This is a genomic window from Pseudomonas sp. MT3 (assembly GCF_054720805.1).
In genome coordinates this window covers 129,737-143,487 of record NZ_JBTVPY010000006.1, presented here as the reverse complement: position 1 = coordinate 143,487, position 13,751 = coordinate 129,737, and the positions used below count along the sequence as shown (strand labels likewise).

The 13,751-nt window shown below is 65.5% G+C and carries 13 protein-coding genes; 9 read left to right on the top strand and 4 right to left on the bottom strand.

Annotated features, from left to right (window positions below):
- Window positions 1-43: 43 nt before the first annotated feature.
- The 3 genes from clpB to rluD all read right to left on the bottom strand — a co-directional run bounded on the left by clpB (window position 44) and on the right by rluD (window position 4,539).
- Window positions 44-2,608: an ATP-dependent chaperone ClpB gene (gene clpB, locus ACYCAX_RS08315; protein ID WP_015475707.1), complete on the bottom strand. Its 2,565-nt coding sequence runs from the start codon at window positions 2,606-2,608 to the stop codon at window positions 44-46.
- 249 nt (window positions 2,609-2,857) lie between these two features.
- Window positions 2,858-3,583 (bottom strand): peptidoglycan editing factor PgeF, encoded by a 726-nt coding sequence (pgeF, locus tag ACYCAX_RS08310; protein ID WP_294973765.1) that lies wholly within the window; start codon window positions 3,581-3,583, stop codon window positions 2,858-2,860.
- Window positions 3,580-4,539, bottom strand: coding sequence for a 23S rRNA pseudouridine(1911/1915/1917) synthase RluD (rluD, locus tag ACYCAX_RS08305; protein ID WP_015475705.1), 960 nt, complete (start codon window positions 4,537-4,539; stop codon window positions 3,580-3,582). Before rluD ends, pgeF begins: the two co-directional genes overlap by 4 nt.
- Before the next feature lie 148 nt (window positions 4,540-4,687).
- Between rluD and ACYCAX_RS08300 the strand changes: the two genes are divergently transcribed.
- From ACYCAX_RS08300 to ACYCAX_RS08285, 4 genes are all read left to right on the top strand, one after another.
- Window positions 4,688-5,710: an outer membrane protein assembly factor BamD gene (locus ACYCAX_RS08300; protein WP_015475704.1), complete on the top strand. Its 1,023-nt coding sequence runs from the start codon at window positions 4,688-4,690 to the stop codon at window positions 5,708-5,710.
- 143 nt (window positions 5,711-5,853) lie between these two features.
- Entirely contained in the window at window positions 5,854-6,090 is a 237-nt protein-coding gene (locus ACYCAX_RS08295) for a PP0621 family protein (RefSeq protein WP_015475703.1), read from the top strand.
- Complete coding sequence (locus tag ACYCAX_RS08290; RefSeq protein ID WP_015475702.1) at window positions 6,080-7,669, top strand: sensor histidine kinase; 1,590 nt, start codon at window positions 6,080-6,082, stop codon at window positions 7,667-7,669. Before ACYCAX_RS08295 ends, ACYCAX_RS08290 begins: the two co-directional genes overlap by 11 nt.
- Window positions 7,670-7,684: 15 nt before the next feature.
- Window positions 7,685-9,025, top strand: coding sequence for a sigma-54-dependent transcriptional regulator (locus ACYCAX_RS08285; protein ID WP_294973776.1), 1,341 nt, complete (start codon window positions 7,685-7,687; stop codon window positions 9,023-9,025).
- 327 nt (window positions 9,026-9,352) lie between these two features.
- Here ACYCAX_RS08285 and thiO read toward each other — a convergent pair whose 3' ends face one another.
- A complete protein-coding gene (thiO, locus tag ACYCAX_RS08280; protein WP_294973779.1) occupies window positions 9,353-10,462 on the bottom strand; it encodes a glycine oxidase ThiO in 1,110 nt (369 codons plus the stop codon).
- Window positions 10,463-10,660: 198 nt separating this feature from the next.
- Between thiO and ACYCAX_RS08275 the strand changes: the two genes are divergently transcribed.
- From ACYCAX_RS08275 to ACYCAX_RS08255, 5 genes are all read left to right on the top strand, one after another.
- On the top strand, window positions 10,661-11,173 hold the full coding sequence (locus tag ACYCAX_RS08275) for a GspH/FimT family pseudopilin (protein WP_294973782.1): 513 nt from the start codon (window positions 10,661-10,663) through the stop codon (window positions 11,171-11,173).
- 150 nt (window positions 11,174-11,323) lie between these two features.
- On the top strand, window positions 11,324-11,851 hold the full coding sequence (locus tag ACYCAX_RS08270) for a GspH/FimT family pseudopilin (protein WP_294973787.1): 528 nt from the start codon (window positions 11,324-11,326) through the stop codon (window positions 11,849-11,851).
- Entirely contained in the window at window positions 11,848-12,354 is a 507-nt protein-coding gene (gene pilV, locus ACYCAX_RS08265; protein ID WP_294973789.1) for a type IV pilus modification protein PilV, read from the top strand. Before ACYCAX_RS08270 ends, pilV begins: the two co-directional genes overlap by 4 nt.
- Before the next feature lie 10 nt (window positions 12,355-12,364).
- A complete protein-coding gene (locus ACYCAX_RS08260; RefSeq protein ID WP_294973792.1) occupies window positions 12,365-13,174 on the top strand; it encodes a PilW family protein in 810 nt (269 codons plus the stop codon).
- Window positions 13,171-13,725: a pilus assembly PilX family protein gene (locus ACYCAX_RS08255; protein ID WP_294973795.1), complete on the top strand. Its 555-nt coding sequence runs from the start codon at window positions 13,171-13,173 to the stop codon at window positions 13,723-13,725. The genes ACYCAX_RS08260 and ACYCAX_RS08255 overlap by 4 nt, the downstream gene beginning before the upstream one ends.
- Window positions 13,726-13,751: the final 26 nt, after the last annotated feature.

Here is a 13,751-nt window from a genome sequence, read left to right as displayed (position 1 = left end):
TGAAAAAGCCCGCCAATTGGCGGGCTTTTTCATGGGGTTTGGATCAGGAGAAGACGATCTCGTCGTTCTCCACCTTGGCGTGGATCTGCGTGCCAGGGTTGAACTTGCCGGCGAGGATCAGTTGCGCCAGCGGGTTCTCGATCCAGCGCTGGATCGCACGCTTGAGTGGCCGCGCGCCATACACCGGGTCGAAGCCGACGGCGATCAGCTTGTCCATCGCCTCGCGACTCAGCTCCAGGCTCAGCTCGCGCTCGGCCAGGCGCTTGCGCAGACGGCCCATCTGGATCTCGGCGATCCCGGCGATCTGCTCGCGGGCCAACGGTTCGAAGACCACCACTTCGTCGATCCGGTTGATGAACTCCGGACGGAAGTGCGAGTTCACCGCGTCCATGACTGCCGCATGCTGGGCTTCGCGGTCGCCGACCAGCTCCTGGATCTGCGCCGAGCCGAGGTTCGAGGTCATCACCACCACGGTGTTGCGGAAGTCCACGGTGCGCCCGTGGCTGTCGGTCAGGCGGCCGTCTTCGAGCACCTGCAGCAGGATGTTGAAGACGTCCGGGTGGGCTTTCTCCACCTCGTCCATCAGCACCACGGAGTACGGCTTGCGGCGTACGGCCTCGGTCAGGTAGCCGCCCTCTTCGTAGCCGACGTAGCCCGGCGGGGCGCCGATCAGGCGAGCCACGGAGTGTTTCTCCATGAACTCCGACATGTCGATGCGCACCAGCGCTTCCTCGGTGTCGAAGAGGAACTCGGCCAGCGCCTTGCACAGCTCGGTCTTGCCCACCCCGGTCGGGCCGAGGAAGAGGAACGAGCCGCTGGGACGGTTCGGATCGGCAAGGCCCGCGCGGGAACGGCGCACGGCGTTGGATACGGCCACCACGGCCTCGTGCTGGCCGATGACGCGCTTGTGCAGTTCGTCTTCCATGCGCAGCAGCTTCTCGCGCTCGCCTTCGAGCATCTTGGACACCGGGATGCCGGTCCACTTGGCGACGACCTCGGCGATTTCCTCGTCCGTCACCTTGTTGCGCAGCAGTTGCTTCTCGGTCTGGCCGTGCTGGTCGACCATCTGCAGGCTGCGTTCCAGGTCCGGGATGGTCTGGTACTGGATGCGCGCCATGCTTTCCAGGTCGCCCTTGCGCCGGGCCGTTTCCATTTCCTGCTTGGCCTGCTCGATCTTCTGCTGGATCTGCGCGGAACCCTGGACCTCGGCTTTCTCCGACTTCCAGATTTCCTCGAGGTCGGCGTACTCGCGCTCGAGCTTGGCGATGTCTTCTTCCAGCTTGGCGAGGCGCTTCTTGGTGGCCTCGTCGTCTTCCTTCTTCAGCGCCTCGCGCTCGATCTTCAGCTGGATCAGGCGGCGGTCCAGGCGATCGAGTTCCTCCGGCTTGGAGTCGATCTCCATGCGGATGCGGCTGGCGGCCTCGTCGATCAGGTCGATGGCCTTGTCCGGCAACTGGCGGTCGGTGATGTAGCGGTGGCTGAGCTTGGCCGCGGCGATGATCGCGCCGTCGGTGATGGTCACACCGTGGTGCACCTCGTAGCGCTCTTTCAGGCCACGCAGGATGGCGATGGTGTCTTCCTCGCTCGGCTCGTCCACCAGGACTTTCTGGAAGCGGCGCTCCAGCGCGGCGTCCTTCTCGATGTACTGGCGGTATTCGTCCAGGGTGGTGGCTCCGACACAGTGCAATTCACCACGGGCCAGGGCCGGCTTGAGCATGTTGCCGGCGTCCATCGCACCCTCGGCCTTGCCGGCGCCGACCATCGTGTGCAGTTCGTCGATGAACAGGATGATCCGGCCTTCCTGCTTGGACAGCTCGTTGAGCACCGCCTTCAGACGCTCCTCGAACTCGCCGCGGAACTTGGCGCCGGCGATCAGCGCGCCCATGTCCAGCGCCAGCAGGCGCTTGTCCTTCAGGCCATCGGGCACTTCGCCGTTGACGATACGCTGGGCCAGGCCCTCGACGATCGCAGTCTTGCCCACGCCGGGCTCGCCGATCAGTACCGGGTTGTTCTTGGTGCGGCGCTGCAGGACCTGGATGGTCCGGCGGATTTCGTCGTCACGGCCGATCACCGGGTCGAGCTTGCCGTCCTCGGCGCGCTTGGTCATGTCGACGGTGTACTTGTCCAGCGCCTGGCGCGACTCTTCGGCGTTCGGGTCGTTGACCGCTTCGCCGCCGCGCAGGTTGGCCACCGCGTTTTCCAGGGCCTTCCTGGACACGCCCTGGCTGCCCAGCAGCTTGCCGAGTCGGGTGTTGTCGTCCATCGCGGCCAGCAGGACCAGCTCGCTGGAGATGAACTGGTCGCCCTTCTGCTGGGCCAGGCGGTCGGCCTGGTTGAGCAGGCGCGCCAGGTCCTGCGACAGGTTCACGTCGCCGGTGGGGTTCTGGATCTTCGGCAACGTATCCAGCTCTTTATCGAGCGCGACACGCAGCGCGGGGATATCGAAGCCGACCTGCATCAGCAGGGGCTTGATCGAACCGCCCTGCTGTTCCAGCAGGGCGGAAATCAGGTGCACCGGCTCGATGGCCGGGTGGTCATGTCCAACGGCCAGGGACTGAGCATCGGAGAGTGCAAGCTGCAGCTTGCTGGTCAAACGGTCGATTCGCATGGGGTCGTCCTTCCTTTCTATAGCGAGCCGGAGCGATGGGTGCCCCTGGTCACGACAAAGCCCGCCGGGATGTCAGATAGATAAGGACGATTTTGGTCGGTTCAAGCCATTTGGCCATGACACCCGTCAGTTCGGGGCATTTGCCGGGCGTCTAGGCGAGGTTTGCCGTGGACGTTCATGGCAATACGCGTGCTCTTCGCAGGAGCAAGCTTGCTCGCTCCTACAGGAAGGCGCCGGTGCGGCCCCGGCTCAAGCGAGCCAGATCAGGCTGGCCAGGCGGCCGGTGCGGGGGTTGCGGCGGTAGGAATAGAAGCGTTCGGTGTCAGTGAAGGTGCACAGACCGCCACCGTAGACCGCCGTCACGCCCTTTGCGGCGAGGCGAATGCGCGCCAGCTCATAGATGTCGGCCATGAACCTGCCGGCATTGGCGCTGGGTACGAAGGCGCACCCGGCCTCGGCGTGATCCGCAAGGAAGGCTTCGCGTACCTCCGGACCGACCTCGAACGCCTGCGGGCCGATGGACGGCCCCAGCCAGACCAGCAGTTCATCCGGCGCACTCCCCAGGGCGTCGAGCGTGGCTTCCAGCACACCACCGGCCAGTCCGCGCCAGCCGGCATGGGCGGCGGCAACGCGGGTGCCGGCGCGGTCGCAGAACAGCGCCGGCAGACAGTCGGCGGTCATGATGCTGCAGGCGATCCCCGGCGTGGCGCTCCAGCTGGCGTCCGCCGTGGCGACGCACGACGGATCGGCCTCGACCACCGCCAGACCATGCACCTGGCTCAGCCAGGCCGGCTGACAACCCAGTTCGGCGGTCAGCCGGCGGCGATTCTCGGCGACCGCGGCCGGCTCGTCGCCGACGTGGTCGCCCAGGTTGAGGCCGTCGAAGGGTTCTGCGCTGACGCCCCCGGCACGCGTGGTCACGCAGGCGCGGACATTGGCCGGCGCCGGCCAGTCGGGCGTCAGCCAGGGGTTCATACGAAGGACTCGTTATCCTGCCGCAGCAGGCTCAGCAGCCAGGTGAAATCATCCGGCAGCGGCGATTCCCACTTCATCCGCACGTTGGTATGCGGGTGATCCAGCTCGAGAAAGCGCGCGTGCAGGGCCTGGCGCGGGAAGTCGCGCAGGGATTCGATCAGGGTCGGGCTGGCGCCCGGCGGGATGCGGAAACGCCCGCCGTAGGTCGGGTCGCCCACCAGCGGATGGCCGATATGCGTCATATGGACGCGAATCTGGTGGGTACGGCCGGTCTCCAGCTTCACCCGCACGTGGGTGTGGGCGCGGAAGCGGTCCAGCACGCGGTAATGGCTGATCGCGACCTTGCCGGCATCGACCACCGCCATCTTCTGCCGCTGCACGCCGTGACGACCGATGGGGGCATCGACGGTGCCGCCGGAAACGATCACGCCGGTGACGATGGCTTCATAGATCCGACTGACGGAACGGGCCTGCAACTGCGCCACCAGGTTGGTGTGGGCCTCGAGGGTCTTGGCCACCACCATCAGGCCGGTGGTGTCCTTGTCCAGGCGGTGCACGATGCCGGCGCGCGGCACGTTGGCCAGGTGCGGCACGTGGTGCAGCAGCGCATTGAGCAGGGTACCGTCCTGGTGGCCGGCGGCAGGGTGAACCACCAGACCGGTCGGCTTGTCGATGATCAGGATGTGGTCGTCTTCATAGACGATGTCCAGCTCGATGTCCTGGGCCTTCCACTCGCCCTGGGCCTCCAGTTCCACCTGCAGTTCCAGGCGCGAGCCGGCGTGAACGGTGTCACGCGGGCGCAGCACGGCGCCATCGACCGTCAGGCGGCCGTCCTTGATCCAGCCGGACAGGCGCGAGCGGGAGTGATCGGAGAAGAGCTGGGCGGCGACCTGGTCGAGACGCTGACCACCGAGGTCGAACGGCACTTCTGCCGCGAGTTGAATGATATCGGACATAGCGGGACACGAAGGGCGCGCGGCCTTTTGGTTCGGCTGCACGCTGTGGTTAAATACGGGGCCTTTGTCCCAGGGTAACCCCCTGGGGCGCCAATCATAACAGACGGTTGCGGCCGCGACAGCCGACCGTCCAGGGACGCAAGCCGCCATGCAAGTGAAACACCTGCTGCTGATCGCCATCCTCGCCTTCGTCACCGCCTGCTCCTCCAAGGGCGAGAAGGTGGATGAGAACCTGAGCGAAAGCCAGCTGTACCAGCAGGCCCAGGACGATCTGAACAACAAGAGCTACACCAACGCCGTGACCAAGCTGAAGGCGCTGGAGTCCCGCTATCCGTTCGGTCGTTACGCGGAACAGGCCCAGTTGGAGCTGATCTACGCCAACTACAAGAACATGGAGCCCGAGGCCGCGCGTTCCGCCGCCGAGCGTTTCATCCGCCTGCACCCGCAACACCCGAACGTCGACTACGCCTATTACCTGAAGGGCCTGGCCTCCTTCGACCAGGACCGTGGCCTGCTGGCGCGCTTCCTGCCGCTGGACATGACCAAGCGCGACCCCGGCGCCGCCCGCGACTCCTTCAACGAGTTCGCACAGCTGGTCAGCCGCTTCCCGAACAGCCGTTACGCGCCGGACGCCAAGGCGCGCATGATCTACCTGCGCAACCTGCTGGCCGCCTACGAAGTGCACGTCGGCCACTACTACCTCAAGCGCCAGGCCTATGTCGCCGCCGCCAACCGTGGCCGCTACGTGGTGGAAAACTTCCAGGAAACCCCGGCCGTCGGCGATGGCCTGGCGATCATGGTCGAAGCCTACCAGCGCCTGGGCCTGAACGACCTGGCCGATTCCAGCCTGCAGACCCTGAAGCTGAACTATCCGGACAACCCGAGCCTGAAGGACGGCCAGTTCGTCCCGCGCGAGGACGAGGCCGACAACCGCTCCTGGCTGGCCAAGGCGACCCTGGGTCTGATCGAGACCAACGACGCCCCGCCGCACATGGAAACCCAGGCGAGCAAGGACGTGATCAAGCAGTACGAGGACGCCGAACAGCAGATCCCGGCCGAGCTCAAGCCCGAAAACCAGTCCGACGTGCAGGAAGAAGAGCACGAGGCCGAAGGCAACAGCGACAGCGGTCGTTCCTGGTTCAGCTACATGACCTTCGGCATCTTCGACTGAGTGCCGAACGTCCTGGACCCCTGATCAAGGGAGGCTTCGGCCTCCCTTTTTCGTGGGTGATCGTCCGCCTGCGCGGACCACGTCTCTGTGCGCGAAGGCACGCCTTGGATACACTGCGGCTCTCGACGAAATAAGGGAATGCCATGACCCGCCTGCTGTTCTGGATCGCACTGTTCGCCCTGGCCTGGTGGCTGTGGCGCAAGGCCACCCGCCCTTCCCGTCCCAGCACACCGGCATCCGGCGAGGAACAGACCGTGCCGATGGTCCGCTGCGCCCAGTGCGGAGTGCACGTTCCGCGCAGCAATGCCCTGCAGGACGAGAGCAACTGGTACTGCAGCCGCGCGCACCTCGAGCAGGACCGCACAGACCGTGGGCACTGACGGCATCTCGCTCACCGGGCAGGGACTGCGCGTCCTGCGCCTGTACCACCTGTACCGCCTGACCATCGGCCTGGCGCTGGTACTGCTGATTTCCAGCAATTACGACGACGATATCCTCAAGCTCGCCCACACCGAGCTGTTCCATATCGGCTGCTGGACCTATCTGGTGGTCAACATTCTGGTCGCGGTCCTGATGCCGGCGCCCCGGAAGCTGATGCCGCTGTTCGTGCTGGCGGCATGCGACGTGCTGATGCTCAGCGGGTTGTTCTACGCCGCCGGCGGCGTTCCCAGCGGCATCGGCAACCTGATGGTGGTTTCCGTCGCCATCGCCAACATCCTGCTGCGCGGCCGCGTTGGCCTGCTGATCGCCGCACTGGCCTCCATCGGCCTGATCTACCTGACGTTCTATCTCAGCCTCACCCAGACGCTGGCCCTCAACTACTACGTGCAAGCGGGTAGCCTGGGCGCCATGTGCTTCGCCTCGGCGCTGCTGATCCAGGCCCTGGCGCGCCGCCAGCAGATCGTCGAGAACCTTGCGGAACAGCGGGCCACCACGGTCGCCAACCTCGAAGAACTCAACGCCCTGATTCTCCAGCGCATGCGTACCGGCATCCTGGTACTGGACGACCAGCAGCGTGTGCTGCTGGCCAACCAGAGCGCCACCACCCTGCTCGGCGGGCAGGAACTGACCGGCCACTCGCTGGCCGAGCACACCCCGGCGCTGCTCGCCAGCCTGCAGCAATGGCAGCAGAACCCCGCGCTGCGGCCGCCCAGCCTGCAGCCACGCGAGACCGCGCCCAGCGTGCAGCCCGCCTTCATCCCCCTGCACCGTGGCAACGAACAGCACATCCTGATGTTCCTCGAGGACATCTCGCAGATCGCCCAGCAGGCGCAACAGCTCAAGCTGGTGGCCCTCGGCCGGCTGACCGCCGGCATCGCCCATGAGGTCCGCAACCCCCTGGGCGCCATCAGCCACGCTGCACAACTGCTGCTGGAATCCGAAGAGCTCGACCCGCCGGATCGGCGGCTGACGCAGATCATCCAGGACCAGTCGCGGCGGATGAACCTGGTGATCGAGAACGTCCTGCAACTGTCCCGCCGCCGCCAGGCCGAACCGCAACTGCTCGACCTGAAGTACTGGCTGCAGCGCTTCTCCGGCGAAATGCGCGAAGGGCTGCGGGACGGCCAGCAGCTGCACGTCGAAACCGGACCGGGCACCGTGCAGACGCGCATGGACCCCCATCAGTTGACGCAGGTGCTGACCAACCTTGTGCAGAATGGGTTACGGTACAGCGCCAAGAAGAACGACACCGGCCAGGTGTGGCTGCGCCTGTTCCGCGATAGCGAAACCGACCTGCCGATCCTGGAAGTGCTGGACGACGGCCAGGGCATCGCCGCCGAACAGCGGGTGAAGCTGTTCGAGCCATTCTTTACCACTGAGAGCAAGGGCACCGGTCTTGGGCTGTACATCTCCCGGGAGCTGTGCGAAAGCAACCAGGCGCGCCTGGACTATAAAACGCGTGACGAAGGTGGCAGTTGTTTCCGCATCACCTTCGCCCATCCACGCAAACAAAGCTAAGAACACGCAAAGAGCATGAGTCGTCAAAAAGCCCTGATCGTCGATGACGAACCCGATATCCGCGAGCTGCTGGAGATCACCCTCGGTCGCATGAAGCTCGATACCCGCAGCGCCCGCAACGTCAAGGAAGCGCGTGAGCTCCTGGCCCGCGAGCCGTTCGACTTCTGCCTCACCGACATGCGCCTGCCCGACGGTACCGGCCTGGATCTGGTGCAGTACATCCAGCAGCGCCATCCGCAGACACCGGTGGCGATGATCACCGCGTTCGGCAGCCTGGACACCGCGGTCCAGGCGCTCAAGGCCGGCGCCTTCGACTTTCTCACCAAGCCGGTCGACCTCGCGCGCCTGCGCGAACTGGTCAGCACGGCGCTGCGCCTGCGCTTCCCCGATGCCGAGGAAGCCCCGGTGGACAACCGCCTGCTCGGCGACTCGCCGCCGATGCGCCAGATGCGCAACCAGATCGCCAAGCTGGCGCGCAGCCAGGCACCGGTCTACATCAGCGGCGAATCGGGCAGCGGCAAGGAACTGGTCGCCCGACTGATCCATGAACAGGGTCCGCGCGCGAATATCGCCTTCGTCCCGGTGAACTGCGGGGCGATTCCGTCAGAGCTGATGGAAAGCGAGTTCTTCGGCCACAGGAAAGGCAGCTTCACCGGCGCGGTAGAGGACAAGCTGGGACTGTTCCAGGCCGCCAACGGCGGCACCCTCTTCCTCGACGAGGTCGCCGACCTGCCGCTGCCCATGCAGGTCAAGCTGCTGCGCGCGATCCAGGAAAAAGCCGTGCGCGCCGTCGGCGGCCAGCAGGAAAACGCGGTGGACGTACGCATCCTCTGCGCGACCCACAAGGATCTCGCCACGGAAGTCTCCGCCGGCCGCTTCCGCCAGGACCTCTACTACCGCCTGAATGTCATCGAGCTGCGCGTACCGCCACTGCGCGAGCGCCGCGAAGACATTCCGCTGCTCACCGACCGCGTGCTCAAGCGCCTGGCCGGCGATGCCGGACTGCCCGTGGCGACGGTCAGTTCCGATGCCGTGGAGAAGCTCAAGAGCTACCGTTTCCCCGGCAACGTGCGCGAACTGGAGAACATGCTCGAGCGCGCCTACACGCTGTGCGAGAACGACGTGATCCAGTCCCATGACCTGCGTCTGGCCGAGACCACCAGCAGCGGCGACAACGGCGGCCCGGCGAGCCTCGCGCAGATCGACAACCTCGAGGACTACCTCGAAGACATCGAGCGCAAGCTGATCATGCAAGCCCTGGAAGAAACCCGCTGGAACCGCACCGCGGCTGCGCAGCGCCTGGGGCTCACCTTCCGCTCGATGCGCTACCGGCTGAAGAAGCTGGGGATCGACTGAGAACAGCGACTCCTGGTTCGCGAGCAAGCTCGCTACAGTCGTGTGTAGATGGCTCTTCGTAGGAGCGAGCCTGCTCGCGAACCGCACGGCACCGGGCAACATCCGGCTCGACGCCAGATCGCGGACGGAGTCCGCTGCTACGAGCGCGACAACATGCCTCGTTACCCGTAGCGAGCTCCGGCCGCAATGCTCCCGCCCTTTGCAGGGCGGGCTCTTCGTACGAAATAAATCTGCCATGACGGGTATCGCTTCGCTCCACGCCATCCTGCGGAGCAACCGAAGACAGCCGCTCCGGCAAGCCAAGCGGCGATGCCCCGCTGGAAACGCTCAATCCAGCGGTGTAGCAACCAGACGCCCTTCCGCCGCATAAGGCGTCGCCTCGATGATCGGCTGACGCCGCTGCATCAGGTCCGCCAGCAACTGGCAGGACGCCGGCGCCAGCACCAGGCCGTTGCGGTAATGCCCGGTGTTCAACCACAGGCCGCGATGCCCCGGCACCTCGCCAATGAACGGAATGCCCTGCGGCGATCCCGGACGCAGGCCCGCCCAGTGCTTGATCGGCTCCATTCCCGCCAGCGCCGGAATCAGTTCCTCCGCCGACGCGCGCAGGCTGGCCAGCGCCTCGTCCGATGGGGTCTTGTCGAAGCCGGCATGCTCCAGGGTGCTGCCCACCAGGATGTGCCCGTCGCGCCGCGGAATCGCGTAGCGCCCTTTCGCCAGCACCATGCTGGAAAGGAAGTCCGGGGCGCAGCGATAGAGGATCATCTGCCCCTTCACCGGCTCCACCGGCAGCTCCAGCCCCAGCGTCGCCAGCAACTGGCCGCTCCAGGCACCGGCCGCCAGCACGACCGAGTCCGCCGTGAAATCGCCCTGCGCGGTGCGCACGCCCCGTATTTCATCGCCGTCCCGCAGGAAGCCGCTCACCTCGACCTGCTCGCGTACCGAAACGCTCGGCAGGCGCACCAGCGCCTCCCGCAGCGACTTGGCCAGACGCGGGTTGCGCACGTTGGCGACGCCCGCCATGTACACCGCTCGGTTGAAGCCCTGCCCCAGCACGGGCACGGCGTCATGCACGGCGGAAATCGCCACCTCCGACAGCGGGCGGCCGTGGGCGCGGGCCCAGGCCAGGGCATCGTCCTGGTCGTCCAGATCCAGCCAGTACAGACCGGTCACGTGCACTTCCGGATCGACGCCGGTGTCCGCCAGCAGCTGCTGGCCCAGGTCGGGATAAAAGTCCTGCGACCAGTGCGCCAGGTTGGCCACGGCCCGGCTGTAACGCCAGGGATAGAGCGGCGAGACGATCCCGCCCCCCGCCCAGGAAGCCTCGCGCCCGGTCTCGCCCCGCTCCAGCAGGAGCACCTCGGCCCCGGCCTGTCCCAGGGTCCAGGCCGACAACAGCCCCACGACCCCGCCGCCCACCACGATCACATCCGGCATACAACGCCCCACATCTCTAATGGAAAACCAAAGGGAAATCGCCAGTCGCCCACTATACCGGGCGCCAGGATGAACAGGGTGACGGACGACAACTACACGCAGCGCGGAAGCGTCCTACCCAAGCATCGGAGCTGACGGCAGGTGCTCCCACGCTCACCATCAATACTCCCTGGCGACATCACCACCCAGGGACGGATCATGCTCAAACGCACGGGTTTCAGCCTCATCGAGCTGCTGGTGGCCCTGGCCATCCTGGCCATCGCCCTCTCCATCGCCGCACCAGGCTTCGGCCAGCTCATCGAAGAGCACCGGCTGCAGGTCGCGACGCGGGAGTTGCAGAGCGCCCTGAATCAAGCGCGCGCGACAGCCGCGCTGAGCGGACAGCCCGTCAGCATCGCCGCGCTCGAAGGCAACTGGGCCCAGGGCTGGACGCTGTTCGTCGACAGCAACAACAACGGCGTTCGCGAACCCTCCGAGCCCCTGCTGTCCACCCACGCAGCCCTCGCGCACATCACCGTCGTCCCGGATGCCACCTCCCTGCGCTACCTCCACTACACACCGGGTGGCTACAGCATCCAGCCCAGCGGCGCCTTCCATTCCGGGCATTTCGTGCTCTGCGCCAATACGCCATCAGCCGCTCGGATCGTGATCAACAGAGCCGGAAGAATTCGCCGGGAGGCCGGCGATGCAAACTCGCTCTGCCCTCGATGACCCGCATCACACTCGCGGCGCGATCGGCTTCACATATATGCAGATCGCATGACCGAACATCGCGCTATAGCGAACGGTCATCTGTCTATATAGGACTTTTCAGACGACAGACGGCAGCATGGCCGCGACTTAAAACGCGAGGAATGCGCTATGTCGCGCCCCAAGGGATTGGCCGGTTTTACGCTGATCGAACTGATGATCGTGGTGACCCTGCTGGCGGTCTTCGCCACGATAGCCCTGCCGAGCTTCACCTCGACGATCGAGAACAATCGTGTGCAAAGCGCCTCGGAGGAACTCTTTAGCCTGCTGCAGTACGCCCGCAGCGAGGCCGTCTCGCGCAACGCGCCCGTCACGGTAGCCCCAGCCAGCAGCACCAGCGACGACACCGACCCGGACAGCGATGCCAGTACCCGGGATCGCGAGTGGGCCGGCAATGTCCAGGTGACGCTGGCCGATACGACTCTCAGAGAGCTGGGTGACGCCGGACTGGGCCCGACCATCGCCGCCGAAAACACGCTCGACAGCATCGTCTTCAGCGCCGCCGGCGCCAGCGGCAGCAAGGGCTGCCTGAGCATCTGCTCGGCGAAGGACGATGGCACCGCCTGCCGTTATATCGGCCTGCAGCCCACCGGCCGCCTGCTGCCACCCAGCTCGACGAAACCGGGAGAGTGTCAATGAAACGGCACCAATCCGGGTTCAGCATGATCGAGGTGCTCATCAGTCTGGTTCTGATCTGCGTAGGTCTGATGGGCATGGTTGCCCTGCAGAGCAAGGCAGTGCCCTACACCCAGGATTCCGTACAGCGCAATAATGCCTCGATGCTGGCCAGCGACCTGATGGAGCTGCTCCGCGGCAACCCATCGCTCGTCAGTTCGTACCTGAAGAAAAGCAACGCCAGCTTTCCCGACGCGCCGCAGTCGTGCACCCCGACCCCGTCCGCTGCAACCGACAGGCTGGGCTGTTGGGCAGCCCGGGTGAAAGCCACCCTCCCCGGCGTGGACGACTCGCTGCTGAGCAGCGACTTCTACGTCTGCCGAACTATCACGCCCGGAACCCCCGGCAGCTGCGCCAGCGGCTCCGCCATCGAAATCCAGGTCGCCTGGAAGACCAAGGCCGGCGAGTGCATGGACGACAACGCGAACAACACCGTCTGCCACTTCCGACTGCGTTCCGCCCTGTGAGATGACTAGCATGACAAGACACAACCGACAGGCCGGTCTCAGCCTGGTCGAACTGATGATCGCCCTGGCTCTGAGCAGCTTCCTGATCCTCGGCGTGACGCAGATATTCCTCGACAACAAACGTACCTATGTCTTCCAGCAGAACCAGGCCGGCAACCAGGAAAACAGCCGCTACGCCCTGAACTTCCTGGAGCAGGAACTGGCGAAGGCTGGTTATCGCCGCGACCCGACCCAGGACCCGGCCTATGCCTACCCTGCGAACTCAACGCTGAGCGGATGCAGCTTCGCGGCGGGCGCCTCGGTGGCATGGAACAACAGCGCCAAGGCGCTGTGCATTCGCTACCAGGTCCGCGACCCCAACGAGCGGGACTGCCAGGGCAACGGCCTGAGCGCAGCCGAAAAGACCGCCGTGAGCGAGGCCTTCGTCAAGGCCGATGCCATGTTCATCGAGAAGTTCACCTATAACGCCAGCAACAAGAGCCTGTCCTGCGCCAGCAGCCGCGGCAGTGCGGCGGCGGACAGGACCACCGGCCAGGACATTGTCACCGGCGTGGCCGCGCTGCGCTTCGAGTTCGGCACCGGTCCCGACACTACCCGCGAAGTCACGGCCTACGCCTTGACCCCGGCGGACACCATCCGCTCGATCGGCTACGCCATCCTGCTGCAGAGCCAGAACCAGGGCGTGCGCGAGAACACCGAAAACCCCGTGCTCACCCAATGGAAAAGCCTCTATGGGGGAGATGCCGAGGACGTCACCGACAGCCGCCAGATCTACCAGATCGCCAAGGGCCGCATCGCACTGAGGAACCTGATGCCATGACCTCGTCCAGCCGCGCCCGGCAACAGGGCGCCACCCTGTTCGTCGCTCTCATCATGCTGCTGATCGTTACCCTGCTGGCAATCTCCAGCCTGCGCGAGGTCATCCTCGAGTCGCGCATGACCGCCAACAGCCTGGAGGCCAAGCGCCTGACGAGCGCCGCCGAAGCAGGCCTGCGCGCTGGCGAGGGCACCATCAACACGGCGGTGACGGTGCCCGAGGCGAGCGATACCTGCACGAGCGAGAGTTGTGTCCGCTACGCCAGCGCGGAAATCGCCGATGACTACACCTCGCCACGCTTCGCCAGCGGCGATACCAAGGCCGACTATGCGCCCGCGGACAACACCACGTTCGATACCGACAGCCGGGACACCACCATCCAGTGGTATGCGGTCCCCGCCGGCACGACCTGCGTCGAGGACAACTGCGCGCTGACCGGCAAGGGCGGCGCCTTCTTCTTCGCCGTGAACAGCTGCGCCGGCAGTTGCACCACCACCGACGGCAGCAGCCAGCGCGTCACCCTGCGCTCGGTCCTGGCGAAAGTCTTCAACTAGGTTCAGTTGCACTATGGAAAGGCCCA

Bases quoted from the DNA above. Each gene is read 5' to 3' on its own strand.
- rluD (WP_015475705.1), bottom strand. From the start codon at position 4,539: ATGTCCGATATCATTCAACTCGCGGCAGAAGTGCCGTTCGACCTCGGT.
- ACYCAX_RS08295 (WP_015475703.1), top strand. From the start codon at position 5,854: ATGACCCGCCTGCTGTTCTGGATCGCACTGTTCGCCCTGGCCTGGTGG.
- clpB (WP_015475707.1), bottom strand. From the start codon at position 2,608: ATGCGAATCGACCGTTTGACCAGCAAGCTGCAGCTTGCACTCTCCGAT.
- pgeF (WP_294973765.1), bottom strand. From the start codon at position 3,583: ATGAACCCCTGGCTGACGCCCGACTGGCCGGCGCCGGCCAATGTCCGC.
- thiO (WP_294973779.1), bottom strand. From the start codon at position 10,462: ATGCCGGATGTGATCGTGGTGGGCGGCGGGGTCGTGGGGCTGTTGTCG.
- ACYCAX_RS08255 (WP_294973795.1), top strand. From the start codon at position 13,171: ATGACCTCGTCCAGCCGCGCCCGGCAACAGGGCGCCACCCTGTTCGTC.
- pilV (WP_294973789.1), top strand. From the start codon at position 11,848: ATGAAACGGCACCAATCCGGGTTCAGCATGATCGAGGTGCTCATCAGT.
- ACYCAX_RS08285 (WP_294973776.1), top strand. From the start codon at position 7,685: ATGAGTCGTCAAAAAGCCCTGATCGTCGATGACGAACCCGATATCCGC.
- ACYCAX_RS08270 (WP_294973787.1), top strand. From the start codon at position 11,324: ATGTCGCGCCCCAAGGGATTGGCCGGTTTTACGCTGATCGAACTGATG.
- ACYCAX_RS08275 (WP_294973782.1), top strand. From the start codon at position 10,661: ATGCTCAAACGCACGGGTTTCAGCCTCATCGAGCTGCTGGTGGCCCTG.
- ACYCAX_RS08300 (WP_015475704.1), top strand. From the start codon at position 4,688: ATGCAAGTGAAACACCTGCTGCTGATCGCCATCCTCGCCTTCGTCACC.
- ACYCAX_RS08260 (WP_294973792.1), top strand. From the start codon at position 12,365: ATGACAAGACACAACCGACAGGCCGGTCTCAGCCTGGTCGAACTGATG.